Annotated in this window: 13 protein-coding genes and 1 other annotated feature; all 13 genes read left to right on the top strand. The window is 46.3% G+C overall.

Translation table 11 applies throughout. The features are described from left to right. The first annotated feature begins 337 nt into the window (after nt 1-337). The 13 genes from ACFSUO_RS07200 to ACFSUO_RS07260 all read left to right on the top strand — a co-directional run bounded on the left by ACFSUO_RS07200 (nt 338) and on the right by ACFSUO_RS07260 (nt 14,679). Entirely contained in the window at nt 338-1,036 is a 699-nt protein-coding gene (locus ACFSUO_RS07200; protein ID WP_382392539.1) for an MgtC/SapB family protein, read from the top strand. Nucleotides 1,037-1,327: 291 nt separating this feature from the next. Further along, nucleotides 1,328-1,795 (top strand): CtsR family transcriptional regulator, encoded by a 468-nt coding sequence (locus ACFSUO_RS07205; RefSeq protein ID WP_382392541.1) that lies wholly within the window; start codon nt 1,328-1,330, stop codon nt 1,793-1,795. A 14-nt stretch (nt 1,796-1,809) separates the two neighbouring features. Next, the gene (locus tag ACFSUO_RS07210) at nt 1,810-2,337 is read left to right on the top strand and encodes a UvrB/UvrC motif-containing protein (protein ID WP_382392543.1); all 528 of its coding nucleotides are present in this window, start codon (nt 1,810-1,812) and stop codon (nt 2,335-2,337) included. Then, complete coding sequence (locus ACFSUO_RS07215) at nt 2,334-3,398, top strand: protein arginine kinase (RefSeq protein WP_382392545.1); 1,065 nt, start codon at nt 2,334-2,336, stop codon at nt 3,396-3,398. The genes ACFSUO_RS07210 and ACFSUO_RS07215 overlap by 4 nt, the downstream gene beginning before the upstream one ends. 18 nt (nt 3,399-3,416) lie before the next feature. Further along, the gene (gene clpC / locus ACFSUO_RS07220) at nt 3,417-5,846 is read left to right on the top strand and encodes an ATP-dependent protease ATP-binding subunit ClpC (protein WP_382392547.1); all 2,430 of its coding nucleotides are present in this window, start codon (nt 3,417-3,419) and stop codon (nt 5,844-5,846) included. Nucleotides 5,847-6,110: 264 nt separating this feature from the next. After that, on the top strand, nt 6,111-7,484 hold the full coding sequence (gene radA, locus ACFSUO_RS07225) for a DNA repair protein RadA (protein WP_382392549.1): 1,374 nt from the start codon (nt 6,111-6,113) through the stop codon (nt 7,482-7,484). 329 nt (nt 7,485-7,813) lie between these two features. Continuing rightward, nucleotides 7,814-8,911 carry a PIN/TRAM domain-containing protein gene (locus ACFSUO_RS07230; RefSeq protein WP_382392551.1) on the top strand — a complete coding sequence of 366 codons (1,098 nt, stop codon included), beginning with the start codon at nt 7,814-7,816 and terminating at the stop codon, nt 8,909-8,911. A gap of 157 nt (nt 8,912-9,068) precedes the next feature. Next, a complete protein-coding gene (gltX, locus tag ACFSUO_RS07235; protein WP_382392553.1) occupies nt 9,069-10,538 on the top strand; it encodes a glutamate--tRNA ligase in 1,470 nt (489 codons plus the stop codon). A gap of 65 nt (nt 10,539-10,603) precedes the next feature. Then, nucleotides 10,604-10,821, top strand: a binding site (T-box leader). Nucleotides 10,822-10,971: 150 nt separating this feature from the next. Further along, nucleotides 10,972-11,640, top strand: coding sequence for a serine O-acetyltransferase (gene cysE / locus ACFSUO_RS07240; RefSeq protein ID WP_382392555.1), 669 nt, complete (start codon nt 10,972-10,974; stop codon nt 11,638-11,640). Beyond that, a complete protein-coding gene (gene cysS, locus ACFSUO_RS07245) occupies nt 11,621-13,033 on the top strand; it encodes a cysteine--tRNA ligase (protein ID WP_382392557.1) in 1,413 nt (470 codons plus the stop codon). The genes cysE and cysS overlap by 20 nt, the downstream gene beginning before the upstream one ends. Next, the gene (locus tag ACFSUO_RS07250) at nt 13,023-13,421 is read left to right on the top strand and encodes a Mini-ribonuclease 3 (protein WP_382392559.1); all 399 of its coding nucleotides are present in this window, start codon (nt 13,023-13,025) and stop codon (nt 13,419-13,421) included. Before cysS ends, ACFSUO_RS07250 begins: the two co-directional genes overlap by 11 nt. Before the next feature lie 2 nt (nt 13,422-13,423). Then, nucleotides 13,424-14,170, top strand: coding sequence for a 23S rRNA (guanosine(2251)-2'-O)-methyltransferase RlmB (rlmB, locus tag ACFSUO_RS07255; RefSeq protein ID WP_382392561.1), 747 nt, complete (start codon nt 13,424-13,426; stop codon nt 14,168-14,170). Beyond that, on the top strand, nt 14,170-14,679 hold the full coding sequence (locus ACFSUO_RS07260) for an NYN domain-containing protein (RefSeq protein ID WP_382392563.1): 510 nt from the start codon (nt 14,170-14,172) through the stop codon (nt 14,677-14,679). The genes rlmB and ACFSUO_RS07260 overlap by 1 nt, the downstream gene beginning before the upstream one ends. The last annotated feature ends 295 nt before the right edge of the window (nt 14,680-14,974 follow it).

Here is a 14,974-nt window from a genome sequence, read left to right on the forward strand (position 1 = left end):
CAGTTAAGCTTTCCAGCGCCGATGGTAGTTGGGGCTTTGCCCCTGCGAGAGTAGGACGCCGCCAGGCAGAATAGAGAAGAGGCTGACCCATGAATCGATGGATCAGCCTCTTTATTTTTTAATTTTGGGATGAGCCGTGCTAATCATATCTTTGTCTGAATGGAATGCTTATCGTCCAGCATATGGGCTGCAAAGGGCTGGAGGAGGCGAGTCCTTCAGATTCGGTATTTTGTATCGGGATCAAATCCTAAATAATGTTGGAACGGCCTGCTGCATTATTTTGTGTCATGTCATTTTAACATGATGGGTAACTATAATAGTGAAGGGGGAGTGTGACATGGCGGAATACTTTGATCAGCTTATAGGGGATCATTTTTTGACTATCATGCTGCGTATTGTCATTGCCCTAATTTTATCAGGGTTAATTGGCTTTGAACGAGAACTAAAAAATCACTCTGCCGGGTTTCGTACTCATATTCTGGTTGGAGTGGGCGCTTGTTTAATGATGCTGCTTTCATTGTACGGCTTTGAGTCGTTAATCGATGCTTACGACAATGTCCGGTTTGATCCGACCCGTATTCCCTCTTATGTGATTAGTGGCATTGGGTTTCTGGGGGCTGGGACTATCATTGTAAACGGGATGACGATACGCGGGCTGACAACAGCTGCTTCCATATGGACAGTTGCAGGACTGGGACTTGTCGTTGGGGCAGGGATGTATGCGTCTGCTGTATTTACAACGGTTATCATTTTGTTAAGCCTGGTATTCTTAAATAATTTTGAGCGGCTATTTAAAAAGGGAAAGACATCTTACTTAATTGAGGTCACTGCGCTGCCCGGGTTGGAGATCAATAATGTGGTAGCTGTTTTTGAGAAGCATCACCTAGCGATAAAACAGGTTGAAATTAACCGGATGGAGGATAAGCAGAGGAATATATTTATTACGATTGAGCCTGACAAAGGGTTTGACCGTGTATCCCTTTTTGAGGATATAACAAAACTTGATCATGTTAAAAGTGCCAGTGAACGGCAATGATTGAACACCTTGTGATTGTCACAGGGTTTTTTTCGTTTCCATAAGTGCTGGCCTTTCGGAATGATCATCAGAGGGTATTAGAATTCCCGCGGCATTTTACCATTTGGGGTTAGGACGCTTTTCAGATGTTTCTTTTTTCGCCGAATTGTCTACAATAGGGATAGATTTTTCTTGCATCTTTGTGTGTATATCGTATAATGAAGGCAAAGTCAAAGATAGTCAAAGTCAAATAAGGTAAATGAAGGTAAAAATAATAATGTTCGCTCATATGGTAGAAGAGGAGGAGGGTTTATGCGGAACATTTCGGATATTATAGAGGAATACCTTAAGCAGGTTCTTGACTCTGGCGGCAAAGATGCAATTGATATTAAGCGGAGTGAACTGGCTGATCGGTTTCAATGTGTTCCGTCACAGATTAATTATGTGATTAAAACTCGCTTCACTGTGGAAAAAGGGTATATAGTGGAAAGTAAGCGTGGAGGCGGCGGCTATATCCGCATCATGAGGATTAAACACCAGGACTGGGCGGACTTGATTGATGATATTATTGAGATGATAAACCCAACCTGTTCACAGCAAGCTGCCCTCGATGTAGTGGAAAGACTGCTGGAGGAGGAACTCGTTACCAAACGGGAGGCCAGAATCATGCTCAGTGCCATTGACAGAGAGACGCTTGCCTTTCAGCTGCCATTGCGTGATGAAATCCGTGCCCGAATTATGACATCAATGCTCACAACACTAAAATATCTGAATAAGTGATAGGGGGGAGTACCATGGAGTGCCAGGAATGCCATAAGCGCCCGGCTACACTTCATTTCACCCAGGTTGTCAATGGTGATAAAACGGAAGTGTATGTATGTGAAGTGTGTGCAAAGGAGAAGGGATATATGACCTATCCGGAAGAGGGCTACTCATTGCACCACTTATTGTCGGGATTATTCAGCCCATCATTCGAAATCCAACAAGACACACCACGGCAAGAGACAGAAGAATTGCAATGTCCAAAATGCGAAATGACACTGTCCAAGTTCAAACAGGTAGGGAAATTTGGCTGTTCACAATGCTATCAGACATTTGAAGAGTACCTTGACCCGATTTTCCGCCGTGTGCACAGCGGCAATACAGCACACCACGGGAAGATTCCTGCCCGCAAAGGCGGAGATATGCGTATCAAAAAACAGGTTGATGCATACAGGGAAGAATTGCAGCGGCTAATAAAAAATGAAGCATTTGAGGAAGCCGCGACCGTCCGGGATAAAATTAAGGAGCTGGAAAAGGAACTAGGGAGGGATGATGCATGACACTGCAGCAATTTATGAATGAGGCAATCAGCCCGTGGATGCGGGAGGACGGACCTGACAGTGACATTGTGCTAAGCAGCCGGATCAGGCTGGCACGTAATTTTTCCCAATATTCCTTTCCAATCCTGGCTGATGAAGTTGATCTCGAACGTATTTCTTCGTTTATCCAGGAGGAATATGAGAACCAGTCATTCCAGAACTATGAGTCGTTTTCGTTCATACCCATTCAAGAATTAACACCGGTGGAACGGCGTGTATTAGTCGAAAAACATTTAATCAGCCCGCATCTGGCGGAACAGGGTCAATCATCAGCTGTACTGATATCTGAGAATGAACAGGTATCCATTATGGTGAATGAAGAGGATCATCTGCGTCTGCAGCTTTACTTTCCAGGGTTTCAGCTTTCGGAAGCACTCGGAGAAGTATTTGAACTGGACGATTGGCTGGAAGAAAAGGTAAATTATGCGTTTGATGAAAAGCGCGGATACTTAACAGGCTGCCCGACAAATGTTGGAACAGGCATGCGTGCATCGGTCATGATGCATTTGCCGGCATTGGCATGGACACAGCAGATTAACCGAATGATACCGGCAATCAACCAGCTCGGACTTGTTGTGCGCGGCATATACGGTGAAGGCAGTGAGGCGACGGGTAATATTTTTCAGATATCCAACCAGATCACACTGGGCAAATCGGAAGAGGATATTGTAGAGGATTTGCAAAGTGTTGCCCGTCAGCTAATCGAACAGGAACGTAAAGCGCGTAACAGAATTATGGAACAGTCAAGCAAGCGACTGGAAGACCGTATTTACCGTTCGTATGGAATATTGGCATACAGCCGCATTATTGAGTCAAAAGAAGCAGCAACATGTTTATCTGACGTGCGGCTTGGGATTGACTTGGGTGTGATTGAGAATGTATCCAGAAGCATTCTGAACGAGTTAATGGTGCTGACACAACCAGGATTCCTGCAGCAATATGCCAAAAAATCACTGACACCGAGTGAGCGTGATGTATTAAGAGCTTCACTTATTCGTGAACGTATACAGCTGGAAAATTAGTTAGGAGGAGAAATAACTATGATGTTTGGACGTTTTACAGAACGGGCGCAAAAGGTGCTGGCGCTTTCCCAGGAGGAAGCGGTGCGGCTCGGACATAATAACATAGGCACTGAACATATCCTGCTCGGTCTCGTCCGTGAAGGAAATGGGATCGCAGCGAAAGCACTGGAATCACTGGGGCTGGAAGTTGCCAAAATTCAGGAGGAAGTGGAGAAACTGATCGGAGCCGGCAAACAGCCAATGCAGACAATCCATTATACCCCGAGAGCTAAAAAGGTTGTGGAATTGTCACAGGATGAGGCTCGTAAGCTCGGCCACTCCTATGTCGGCACGGAACACATCCTGCTTGGACTTATACGTGAAGGTGAAGGCGTTGCAGCACGTGTCCTAAACAACCTTGGTGTCAGCCTTAATAAGGCACGTCAGCAGGTGCTGCAGCTTCTTGGCAGCAACGAATCCCAGGCAGGGCGCCAGGGCCGCGGCGGCCAGTCATCGAGTGCTAACACACCGACATTGGACTCCCTTGCGCGGGATTTGACAGAGACTGCAAAAGAAGGAAATGTTGACCCTGTCATTGGCCGGAGCAAAGAAATTGAACGAGTGATCGAAGTCCTTAGTCGCCGGACAAAAAATAACCCGGTCCTGATTGGCGAGCCCGGTGTCGGGAAAACGGCTGTAGCAGAAGGCTTGGCACAGCAAGTCGTTCAGAATGAAGTACCGGAAATACTTCGTGATAAACGGGTAATGACTTTGGATATGGGAACTGTTGTAGCTGGAACGAAATACCGTGGTGAATTTGAGGACCGGCTGAAGAAAGTGATGGAGGAAATTCGTCAGGCGTCCAACATCATTCTGTTCATTGACGAACTGCATACATTGATTGGTGCAGGCGGCGCGGAAGGTGCAATTGATGCATCCAACATATTAAAACCAGCATTGTCGCGTGGTGAATTGCAATGTATTGGTGCTACTACGCTGGATGAGTACCGGAAATATATCGAAAAAGACGCAGCACTGGAGCGCAGGTTCCAACCGATTCAGGTTGATGAGCCAACATTGGATGAAACTGTCCAAATTTTACAAGGCCTGCGTGACCGCTACGAAGCGCATCACCGTGTGTCAATTACCGATGAAGCAATTGAAGCGGCAACCTCATTGTCTGACCGCTATATTACGGAGCGTTTCCTGCCGGATAAAGCGATTGATTTAATTGATGAGGCCGGCTCCAAAGTACGGTTGCGCTCTTATACCATACCGCCTGATTTAAAGGAACTGGAGCAAAAACTGGGGGATGTACGGAAAGAAAAAGATTCCGCTGTACAAAGCCAGGAGTTTGAAAAAGCCGCCTCATTGCGAGATTCGGAACAGCGACTGCGCGAGGAATTGGAAGAAACAAAAAATCAGTGGAAAGAAAAACAGGGTCAGGAATCATCTGAAGTAACAGTGGAAGATATAGCGAAAGTTGTATCCACGTGGACTGGTGTGCCTGTTTCCCGGCTGACAAAAGATGAAAGTGAGCGACTCCTGAACCTGGAAGAGACATTGCATAACCGGGTTATTGGTCAGGAAGAGGCTGTAGATGCCGTGGCCAAAGCTATCCGCAGGGCACGTGCCGGGTTGAAGGATCCCAAACGCCCGATCGGCTCGTTTATTTTCCTCGGACCAACTGGTGTCGGGAAAACGGAACTTGCAAGAGCACTAGCAGAGTCGATGTTTGCCGATGAGGAAGCGATGATTCGGATAGACATGTCCGAGTATATGGAGAAACACGCCACCAGCCGTCTTGTCGGTTCACCTCCAGGATATGTCGGGTATGATGAGGGTGGTCAGCTGACGGAAAAAGTGCGGACGAAGCCATATTCCGTTGTTCTGTTGGATGAAGTGGAAAAAGCGCACCCGGAAGTGTTCAATATCCTGCTTCAAGTACTGGAGGATGGCCGATTAACGGATGCTAAAGGCCGTGTCGTCGATTTCCGCAACACCGTGCTGATCATGACATCCAATGTTGGCGCAGATGAGCTGAAGCGGAACAAGTATGTCGGATTCACGCTTGATGATGAAGAACAGGACTATAAAAACATGAAATCAAAAGTCACCGAGGAATTGAAAAAAGCATTCCGGCCTGAGTTCCTGAACCGGATTGATGAGACTATTGTGTTCCATTCACTGGAAAGAAAGCACATGAAGCATATTGTCCAGCTAATGATTAAACAGCTGCAAACCCGGCTCCAGGAACAGGGCGTCGAGTTTACGCTGACAGATAAAGCTGTTGATAAGATAGCCAATGAAGGGTTTGATCCGGAGTATGGGGCTCGCCCACTCCGCAGGTCCATCCAGAAAAATATCGAGGATATGCTGTCAGAAGAATTGCTGAAGGAAACTATAACAAAAGGGGAAAAGGTCAAAATCGGCCTGAATAATAAGGGAGATTTTACTCTTCTTTCCTAAAAAGCTATATTCATGAATAACCGGCAGCGAAAAGCTGGAAGGCAAACGTCCTTCCAGCTTTTTAGCAGCGTCAGAAAGTGATTATGCCAAGACTTGGTGAAAGCCAAGTCTTACGAACACGAGGGACCGGCAAAGCGGAAACATGTTATACTAGGAAGTGTGGAACAAATATGGGAATTTTTTTATTGAATTGATAGAAGCTTGTAACTTTCATGCATTGTATTTCGTATATAATAGAGGGTACAGTAAAGGGGAACGATAGCATTGGCAAAACGCAAAAAGAAATATGTGTGCCAGGATTGTGGCTATGAATCTGCCAAATGGATGGGCAAGTGTCCTGGCTGCAGCAGCTGGAATACACTAGTGGAAGAATTGGAAGCATCATCCATTCATTCAGGGCATACAATAGGCAGGGATGCGAAAACTGCCAGCAAGCCAGAAAGCATTACGTCCGTCGAAACCAAAAAAGAACCGCGCATCACAACATCAATGCGGGAGTTTAATCGGGTACTCGGGGGTGGGGTTGTTCCCGGTTCGTTGGTGCTGATTGGCGGAGATCCTGGCATAGGCAAGTCGACATTGTTGCTGCAGGTATCATCCCAACTTGCTGATAAAGAATTGCCAGTATTGTATATTTCCGGTGAGGAATCCATTAGACAGACGAAACTTAGGGCTGACCGTCTTGGTGTTACCTCAGATCAGCTTTATGTGTTATCCGAGACCAATTTATTTGATATTGTCAGTCAAATTGAACAAATCAAGCCGGCCTTTGTTGTGATTGATTCGATTCAGACTGTTTACCGGGAGGAAGTAACAAGTGCCCCTGGCAGTGTTTCACAGGTGCGTGAGAGCACAAGCGAATTGATGAAGCTTTCCAAATCGAACGGGATCCCCATTTTTATCGTTGGACATGTTACGAAGGAAGGAGCGATTGCCGGACCGCGGATGCTTGAGCATATGGTGGATGCAGTTCTTTACTTTGAAGGAGAGCGGCACCATACATACCGGATATTACGCAGTGTCAAGAATCGTTTCGGAAGCACGCATGAAATGGGTATTTTTGAAATGAAGGAAGAGGGTCTCCGGGAAGTGATGAATCCGTCTGAAATCTTCTTGGAAGAGCGTCCCCAGGGTGCAGCTGGATCCACTGTAGTAGCCTCGATGGAAGGAACCAGGCCTGTACTGGTTGAAATCCAGGCACTCATTTCACCGACCAGCTTTGGCAATCCAAGACGAATGGCTACTGGATTTGATACGAACCGTGTTCCGCTTTTGATGGCGGTTCTGGAAAAACGTGTCGGTCTGCTTCTCCAGAATCAGGATGCATATATTAAAGTGGCTGGCGGTGTGAAACTGGATGAGCCCGCTATCGATCTTGCAGTGGCTGTCAGCATCGCATCCAGTTTCCGTAATAAACCGACAAGACCGGAAGACATCTTTATCGGGGAAGTTGGGCTCACTGGTGAAATACGGCATGTCTCCCGGATTGAGCAGCGTGTACAGGAGGCGGCTAAGCTTGGATTTGAACGCGTCTTTTGTCCGAAGAAGAATTTGGACGGCTGGACACCCCCGACAACCATTAAGGCAATTGGTGTCAGTAACGTCCGAGAGGCATTGGACGAGGGGCTGATGGACTAAATGCCGGAAAATAACTGATTGACAGACTTCATTAGGTGTGCTAGAATATTACGTTTGCAAAATTGACTAATTTTTACAAATGTGCTAGACTTTAGGTATGATTATATATTTTATCAGCATTAACGGGCTGTAACACCCTCACCTCTAAGCGTGGGTAAGTCAGAGACGTGAAGGTGGGGATAAACAGCCCGTAAATCCCTGATTCGTTCAACTAACGTTCGGTGGGGGGAAGAAGAGATACCCCCACCGAATGAAGTTTCACTTTATCTGGAATTATAGCGGTTATTTTATGAAAAATGGGTAATAATAGATGATAGGAGGTGACAGTGGTGCTGAATAAAATTGTTCATTTATTTTTTATTATCAGTGGAGGTACCATTGGATTTTTATACGTCCCGGATATTGTTAACTTGCTGGATTTTACTGATGCCAGCTGGGCTGCATCCCCTTATTTGGGAATGGTGCTAGGTGCAATTATATTATTTGGTCTCTCTTATTTTGTCACAGATTATATTGTTGGCTTTTTAAGATGGATTGAGGAAGCACTGATTAAGATTCCGGTTGGTGATTTGCTGTTTGGCAGTCTGGGGCTGATTGGTGGCCTGGTAATCGCGTACTTAATTAATATTCCGCTTACGGATATGGAAATTTATCTCGTATCGAAAGTTTTACCGCTCTTTATAACGATATTATTGGGGTATTTTGGTTTTCAAGTTGCTTTTAGACGGCGGGATGAATTAATGAATCTGCTCAATTTCAACCGAAAAGAACGGGATAAAAAACAGCCAGCGGAAGAAGAGGTGACGGAAAGGAAGAAGCCGAAGCCTAAGATTCTTGATACCAGTGTCATTATTGACGGCCGTATCGCGGATATCTGTCAGACTAACTTTCTAGAGGGGACCATTGTTATTCCACAATTTGTGCTTGGCGAATTGCAGCACATAGCCGATTCTTCAGATGTACTGAAACGCAACCGGGGACGCCGGGGGCTGGATGTACTGAACCGGATACAGAAGGAGCTGCCGGTCGATGTGGAAATCTATGAAGGTGACTTTGAGGATATTCCGGAAGTCGACAGCAAGCTGATCAAACTAGCCAAGGTGATGGACGGCATTGTGGTGACAAATGACTTTAACTTGAATAAAGTCTGCGATTTGCAGGGTGTACCTATTCTGAATATCAATGATTTGGCAAATGCCGTAAAGCCAGTGGTTTTACCGGGAGAAGAATTAAATGTGCAAGTGATTAAGGATGGCAAGGAGCACAATCAGGGCATCGCATACCTGGATGACGGAACGATGATCGTTGTCGAGGAAGGTCACGACTATATCGGCAGGAAAATAGAAGTGCTGATTACTAGTGTCCTGCAGACATCAGCGGGCCGGATGATTTTTGCCAAGCCGAAATTACTTGAAAAAGCGCTGTAAAAGCGGTATAACTTATAGAGAAGGAAAAGTGATAACAGGTACGTTATCACTTTTTATTGCGTTTGACGCTCAAGGATCGCATTTTATTACGCTTTAACGGGTTATAGTACCCCCGCTGATGAAGTTTCACTTTATTTAGAAAGAAAGGAGCCCCACCATGACAAATCAAGTTCGTGTACGGTATGCGCCAAGTCCGACGGGAAATCTGCACATAGGAAATGCGCGCACCGCTTTATTTAATTACTTATATGCCAGGCATTTTGACGGGAAGTTCATCATCCGGATTGAAGATACGGACGAAAAGCGGAATGTAGCTGGCGGTGAAGAAAGCCAGATGACATATTTAAAATGGCTCGGCATCGATTGGGATGAAGGAGCCGACGCCGGTGGTGATTATGGTCCCTACCGACAGATGGAAAGGCTCGATATTTACCAGCAATATATTGATGCATTGCTGGAAAAAGGGTTGGCCTATAAATGCTACATGACCGAAGAAGAGCTGGACAAAGAACGGGAAGAGCAGCGAGCAAAAGGACAAGTTCCGAAATATTCCGGCGCTCACCGTAATCTGACGCAGGAGCAAATCGAGGAGTTTGAAAAAGAAGGACGTAAACCTAGTATCCGCTTCCGTGTCCCGGACAACCATACTTATACATTCCATGATATTGTGCGGGGAAATATAACGTTTGAATCGAGTGATTTTGGTGACTGGGTTATCGTCAAAAAGAGCGGCACGCCAACCTATAACTTTGCAGCTTCGATTGATGACCATTTGATGGAGATTACAGATGTTCTTCGCGGCGAAGAGCATATCTCCAATACGCCAAAACAAATGATGATTTATGAGGCATTTGGCTGGGAACCGCCAAGATTTGGTCATATGACACTCATTATGAATGAAGAACGTAAAAAATTGAGTAAGCGTGATGAGCATATTATGCAATTTATTGAGCAGTACCAAAACATGGGTTATTTACCTGAGGCTCTGTTCAACTTCATCACCTTGCTAGGCTGGTCGCCGGTCGGTGAGGAGGAAATCTTCAGTCAGGATAAGCTGATTGAAATTTTTGATCCGGAACGGCTGTCAACGTCAGCTGCCATATTTGACCGCCATAAATTGAGATGGATGAACAACGAATATATTAAGACTGTGGATCTCGACAGGGTCATTGATTTGGCCATGCCGCACCTGATAGACGCTGGCAAACTGCCGGAGGATATGGATGCAGCAACAAGGGAATGGGCAGAAAAGGTAATTGCTCTGTACCAGGAACAATTGCATTATGGTGCGGAAATTGTCGAACTTACGGATCTCTTTTTCCGGGAATCCATCACCTATGATGAAGCGGCCATGGACGTGTTGAACCAGGAGCAGGTTCCGGAAGTGCTGCAGGTTTTCACAGACAAGCTAATCCACCTGGATGAATTCGAAAAGGATGTTATCAAGCAGCAAATTAAAGCAACACAAAAAGAAACCGGGCATCGCGGTAAAAAGCTGTTTATGCCTATCCGGGCTGCGACAACCGGGCAGACACACGGACCAGAATTGCCACTTGCCATTGAGCTTTTGGGCAAGGACACTGTCCTGAGCCGTCTGGACAGTCTGTTGAAGCATCTTGGAGCCTAACCGGTTCACAATTGCGTGGAAATGTAATATAGTAATAACACAATCACAAGGATGATTATATAGCCTTCGGAGCGTTGACAAGGAGAAGTAAAAAACGCCATGCTTAACCAGAGAGAATCACCACCGGCTGCAAGTGATTCGAAGCACCGTTTTTGAAATGCACCTTGGAGCCCGCTATGGAAATCGGAGTATATAGCGGCGGCACTCTGCCGTTACCAGAGCCAAGCTGGAAGAATACATGTTCTTCAAACAGAGTGGGACCGCGCAAACAAGCGTCTCTGTGTCTTATAGCACAGGGGCGCTTGTTTTTTATTTGCAAAGAGAGTGATGAAGCCAAGTTTCTTATGTTACTTTAAAAGACTATTAAAAGAGCAGGTAATTGCGTTGTTACTATTGGACACATATAGAAAGGAAGAGAGGGGGAATCAGGACAATGGGTATTTTTAAGCGGATGAAAGAGGATATGGATACCGTCTTTGAACAGGATCCGGCAGCACGCTCGTACACGGAAGTGTTGCTGACTTACTCAGGTCTGCATGCCATCTGGGCACACCGGCTGTCCCATTTCTTCTTTAAGCGCCGTTTATTCTTCATTGCCCGTGCCATTTCACAAGTAAGCCGCTTTTTTACCGGCATCGAGATTCATCCGGGTGCCATTATTGGCAGGAAGTTTTTTATTGACCACGGAATGGGCGTTGTAGTAGGCGAAACATGTGAAATAGGGGATAATGTCACCATCTTTCAAGGAGTGACACTCGGTGGTACGGGTAAAGAAAAAGGAAAACGGCATCCAACCATTAAGGATAATGCCATGATCACGACCGGTGCCAAAGTGCTTGGCAATATAACTATCGGAAGCAGTTCCAAGGTAGGGGCTGGATCAATTGTTTTAAAAGATGTTCCCGATTATTCCACGGTTGTCGGTGTTCCGGGACGGGTTGTTATACAGAATGGGGAAAAAGTGAAGAAGAATCTGGATCACCAAAAATTGCCGGACCCAGTGGCAGACCGCTGTGACCGGCTGCAAGAGGAAATTGATGTGTTGCGTGAAGAAATAGCAAAGCTTAAGGAAGTGAAACAAAATGACAATCACCATTTATAATACATTGACAAGAGAAAAGGAAGCGTTCCAGCCAATGGAAGAAAACCGGGTGCGCATGTATGTTTGCGGCCCGACAGTCTATAACTATATTCATATTGGGAATGCCAGGCCAGCAGTCGTGTTTGATACCGTCAGACGATATTTTGAATATAAAGGCTTTCAGGTCGACTATGTGCTTAATTTCACTGATATCGATGATAAAATCATTCATGCGGCCAATGATCTGGGAGAGGCGGTTCCGGACGTAGCCAATCGTTTTATTGATGCTTATCTGAATGATGTTGGGGCACTGGGGGTTAAAAAGGCAACTTGGAACCCGCGCGTGACGGAAACGATGGAAGACATTATCGCGTTTATTCAAGGCTTGATAGAGAAGGGGTATGCTTATGAGGCGGATGGAGATGTTTATTTCAAACCGCGCTCATTTGCAGACTATGGCAAACTGTCTCACCAATCGATTGATGAACTCAGATCTGGTGCACGTATTCAGGTAGGCGAGAAAAAAGAAGACCCGCTAGATTTTGCCTTGTGGAAAAAGGCAAAGGACAGTGAAATCGCGTGGGATTCCCCGTGGGGCCAGGGACGTCCCGGCTGGCATATTGAATGCTCAGCCATGGTTAAGAAATATCTTGGTGAAACCATTGATATTCATGCGGGTGGTCAGGACCTCACATTCCCGCACCACGAAAATGAAATTGCCCAATCAGAGGCAATGACCGGCAAAAGTTTTGCTAATTACTGGATGCATAATGGGTACATTAATATTGATAATGAAAAAATGTCCAAATCACTTGGCAACTTCGTATTGACGAAAGATATCATTGCACAGCACGACCCGCAGGTGATCCGCTTCTTTATGCTGAGTGTCCATTACCGTCATCCGATCAACTTTACAGAAGAACTGCTGCAAGGGGCGAAAAATAGCCTTGACCGGGTGAAAAATGCATACAGTAACCTGGAACACCGCAAGCAGGCCAGCATGGATACTGATAAAGCGGCTAATGAATGGATGGGAACCATCTCGGCGCTGAAGAAGCAGTTTGAAGAAGCGATGGACGATGATTTTAATACCGCTAACGCTATCGCTGTCTTATTTGATATAACAAAAGAAGCCAACCGGTACCTTGAACAGGAACATACCTCTGTTCGTGTTATTGAGGCATTTCAGACTAGCATCGAAACATTGCTCGATGTACTGGGTGTTCAGCTGGAACAGGAAGAAGAGCTGCTTGATGCCGATATTGAAGCACTGCTAAAGGAGCGTGAAGAGGCACGGAGAAACCGCAATTTTGCCCGAGCCGACGAAATACGTGACAGCTTAAGGGAGAAAGATATTATTCTCGAAGACACGCCACAGGGAACAAGATGGAAGCGGGCCGACGATGGATCTTGAAGTCAAACAAATGAAGAGCCTGGCACTGGCCTATATGGGAGATGCCGTGTTTGAGGTTCATGTCAGAGAACATTTGCTGAAGCAAGGGACAGTGAAACCAAATCAGCTCCACAGGGAAGCCGTTACGTTCGTATCAGCAAAGGCACAAGCGTCTGTTGTTCTGCACTGGCTGGAAGCGGATCTGCTAAACGGTGAAGAGGCACAGATTGTTGCCCGGGGCAGGAATGCCAAGTCTGGAACGGTTCCCAAAAATACAAGTGTACAGACGTACCGGTATAGCACCGCATTCGAGACGCTCATCGGCTACCATTACCTGCTCCGGAATGAGGCGAGGCTGAACGAACTGATGGCGGCAGCGGTAGCGTTTGTAGAAGGGAGGGATAGCTGACAATGGAACAGGAAATGATTATCGGCAAAAATCCCGTTATCGAAGCACTGACAGCGGGAAGGCCGGTCAATAAAGTGGTCGTCTCCGATCAGCTGAATAAATCACTGACAGGAAAGTTAAACCATCTTGCAAAAGATGCCGGAACCGTTTTGCAAAAGGTGCCAAAAGTAAAGCTTGATCAATTGGCCTCCGGAAATCATCAGGGTGTTGTCGCTTATGTTGCCTCTTATGCGTATGCTTCGCTGGATGATTTGTTTGCTGAGGCAGAAAAGAAAAATGAAGCACCTTTTTTCGTTATTTTGGATCAGCTGGAGGACCCCCATAATCTTGGGTCCATTCTAAGGACAGCCGATGCCTCCGGTGCCCATGGGATTATTATTCCCAAACGCCGTTCTGTCGGCCTTACCCAGACGGTCGCCAAAACGGCTGCCGGGGCATTGGAGCATGTCCCGGTTACGCGTGTCACGAATATTGCTGGCACGATTGATGAACTGAAAGAAAAACAGGTTTGGGTTGTCGGCACGGATGCAGATGGCACGGAGGATTACCGGCAGCTGGACGGCGGACTCCCAATAGCCATTGTGATTGGGAATGAAGGCAAAGGTATAAGCCGATTAGTACGGGACAAATGTGACTGGACGGTAAGCCTTCCTATGAATGGACATGTGTCATCTCTGAACGCGTCAGTTGCCTGCAGCCTGCTTTTGTATGAGGTATACCGAAAAAGATTTCCGGCAGGTGAGCGGTGATGAATGTTCTGGTAGTGGACGGCTACAATATCATCGGCGCCTGGGACGAATTAAAGCGATTAAAGCTGGAGGATATCGGACAAGCGCGTGACCGGCTAATTGAATTGCTGGCGGACTACCAGGCATTTTCGGGCATGCGTGTCATTGTCGTTTTTGATGCCTATTATGTGAAGGGAATGGAAAACAGGCACAAAGAATACCAGGTTGAAATTATTTATACCAAAGAGAATGAAACGGCTGATGAATGCATCGAACGGCTGGTGAAGGAATTAAAGAATGTATTGAATCAAGTGTATGTGGCCACATCGGATTACGCCGAACAGCGTACCATCTTTGGCCGTGGTGCGCTTCGCAAATCAGCACGAGAACTGTATATCGAATTGAACACGATTGACAGGGAGATAGCGGATAAAATAGAGGAAAACTGGCAGAGCGGACGCCCACTTAAAATTCCTCTTAAGAAAGATGTTCTGGACAAGTTCGAAAAGTGGAGGCGCGGGGACGCATAAACTAGCTGGTATGATGGTAAAGGCACTTTTTGTAAACGCTGGTGTGTTTCCAGCGCAGGTGATATGAACTGCGACGTAGTGAAAAAATGTGAGTGCTATGATCCCGCTCCGGAAATACACTTCGCTTTCCGCGGGCTCGCGCTGAGCCTCCTCGCTCGCAAAGAACGCTGTGTGCTCGTCGCTGTGGGGTCTCACCGTCTTCGCTTTCCCGCTGGAGTCTTCGTGTATTTCCTGCGCTAGCGTAGTGCTTGATTGGAGCCGAGGGCAGTCGACTCCTGCGGGAAAAGCAGCAGCT

This window comes from Lentibacillus juripiscarius, assembly GCF_042685205.1.
Lineage (GTDB): Bacteria > Bacillota > Bacilli > Bacillales > Amphibacillaceae > Lentibacillus > Lentibacillus juripiscarius.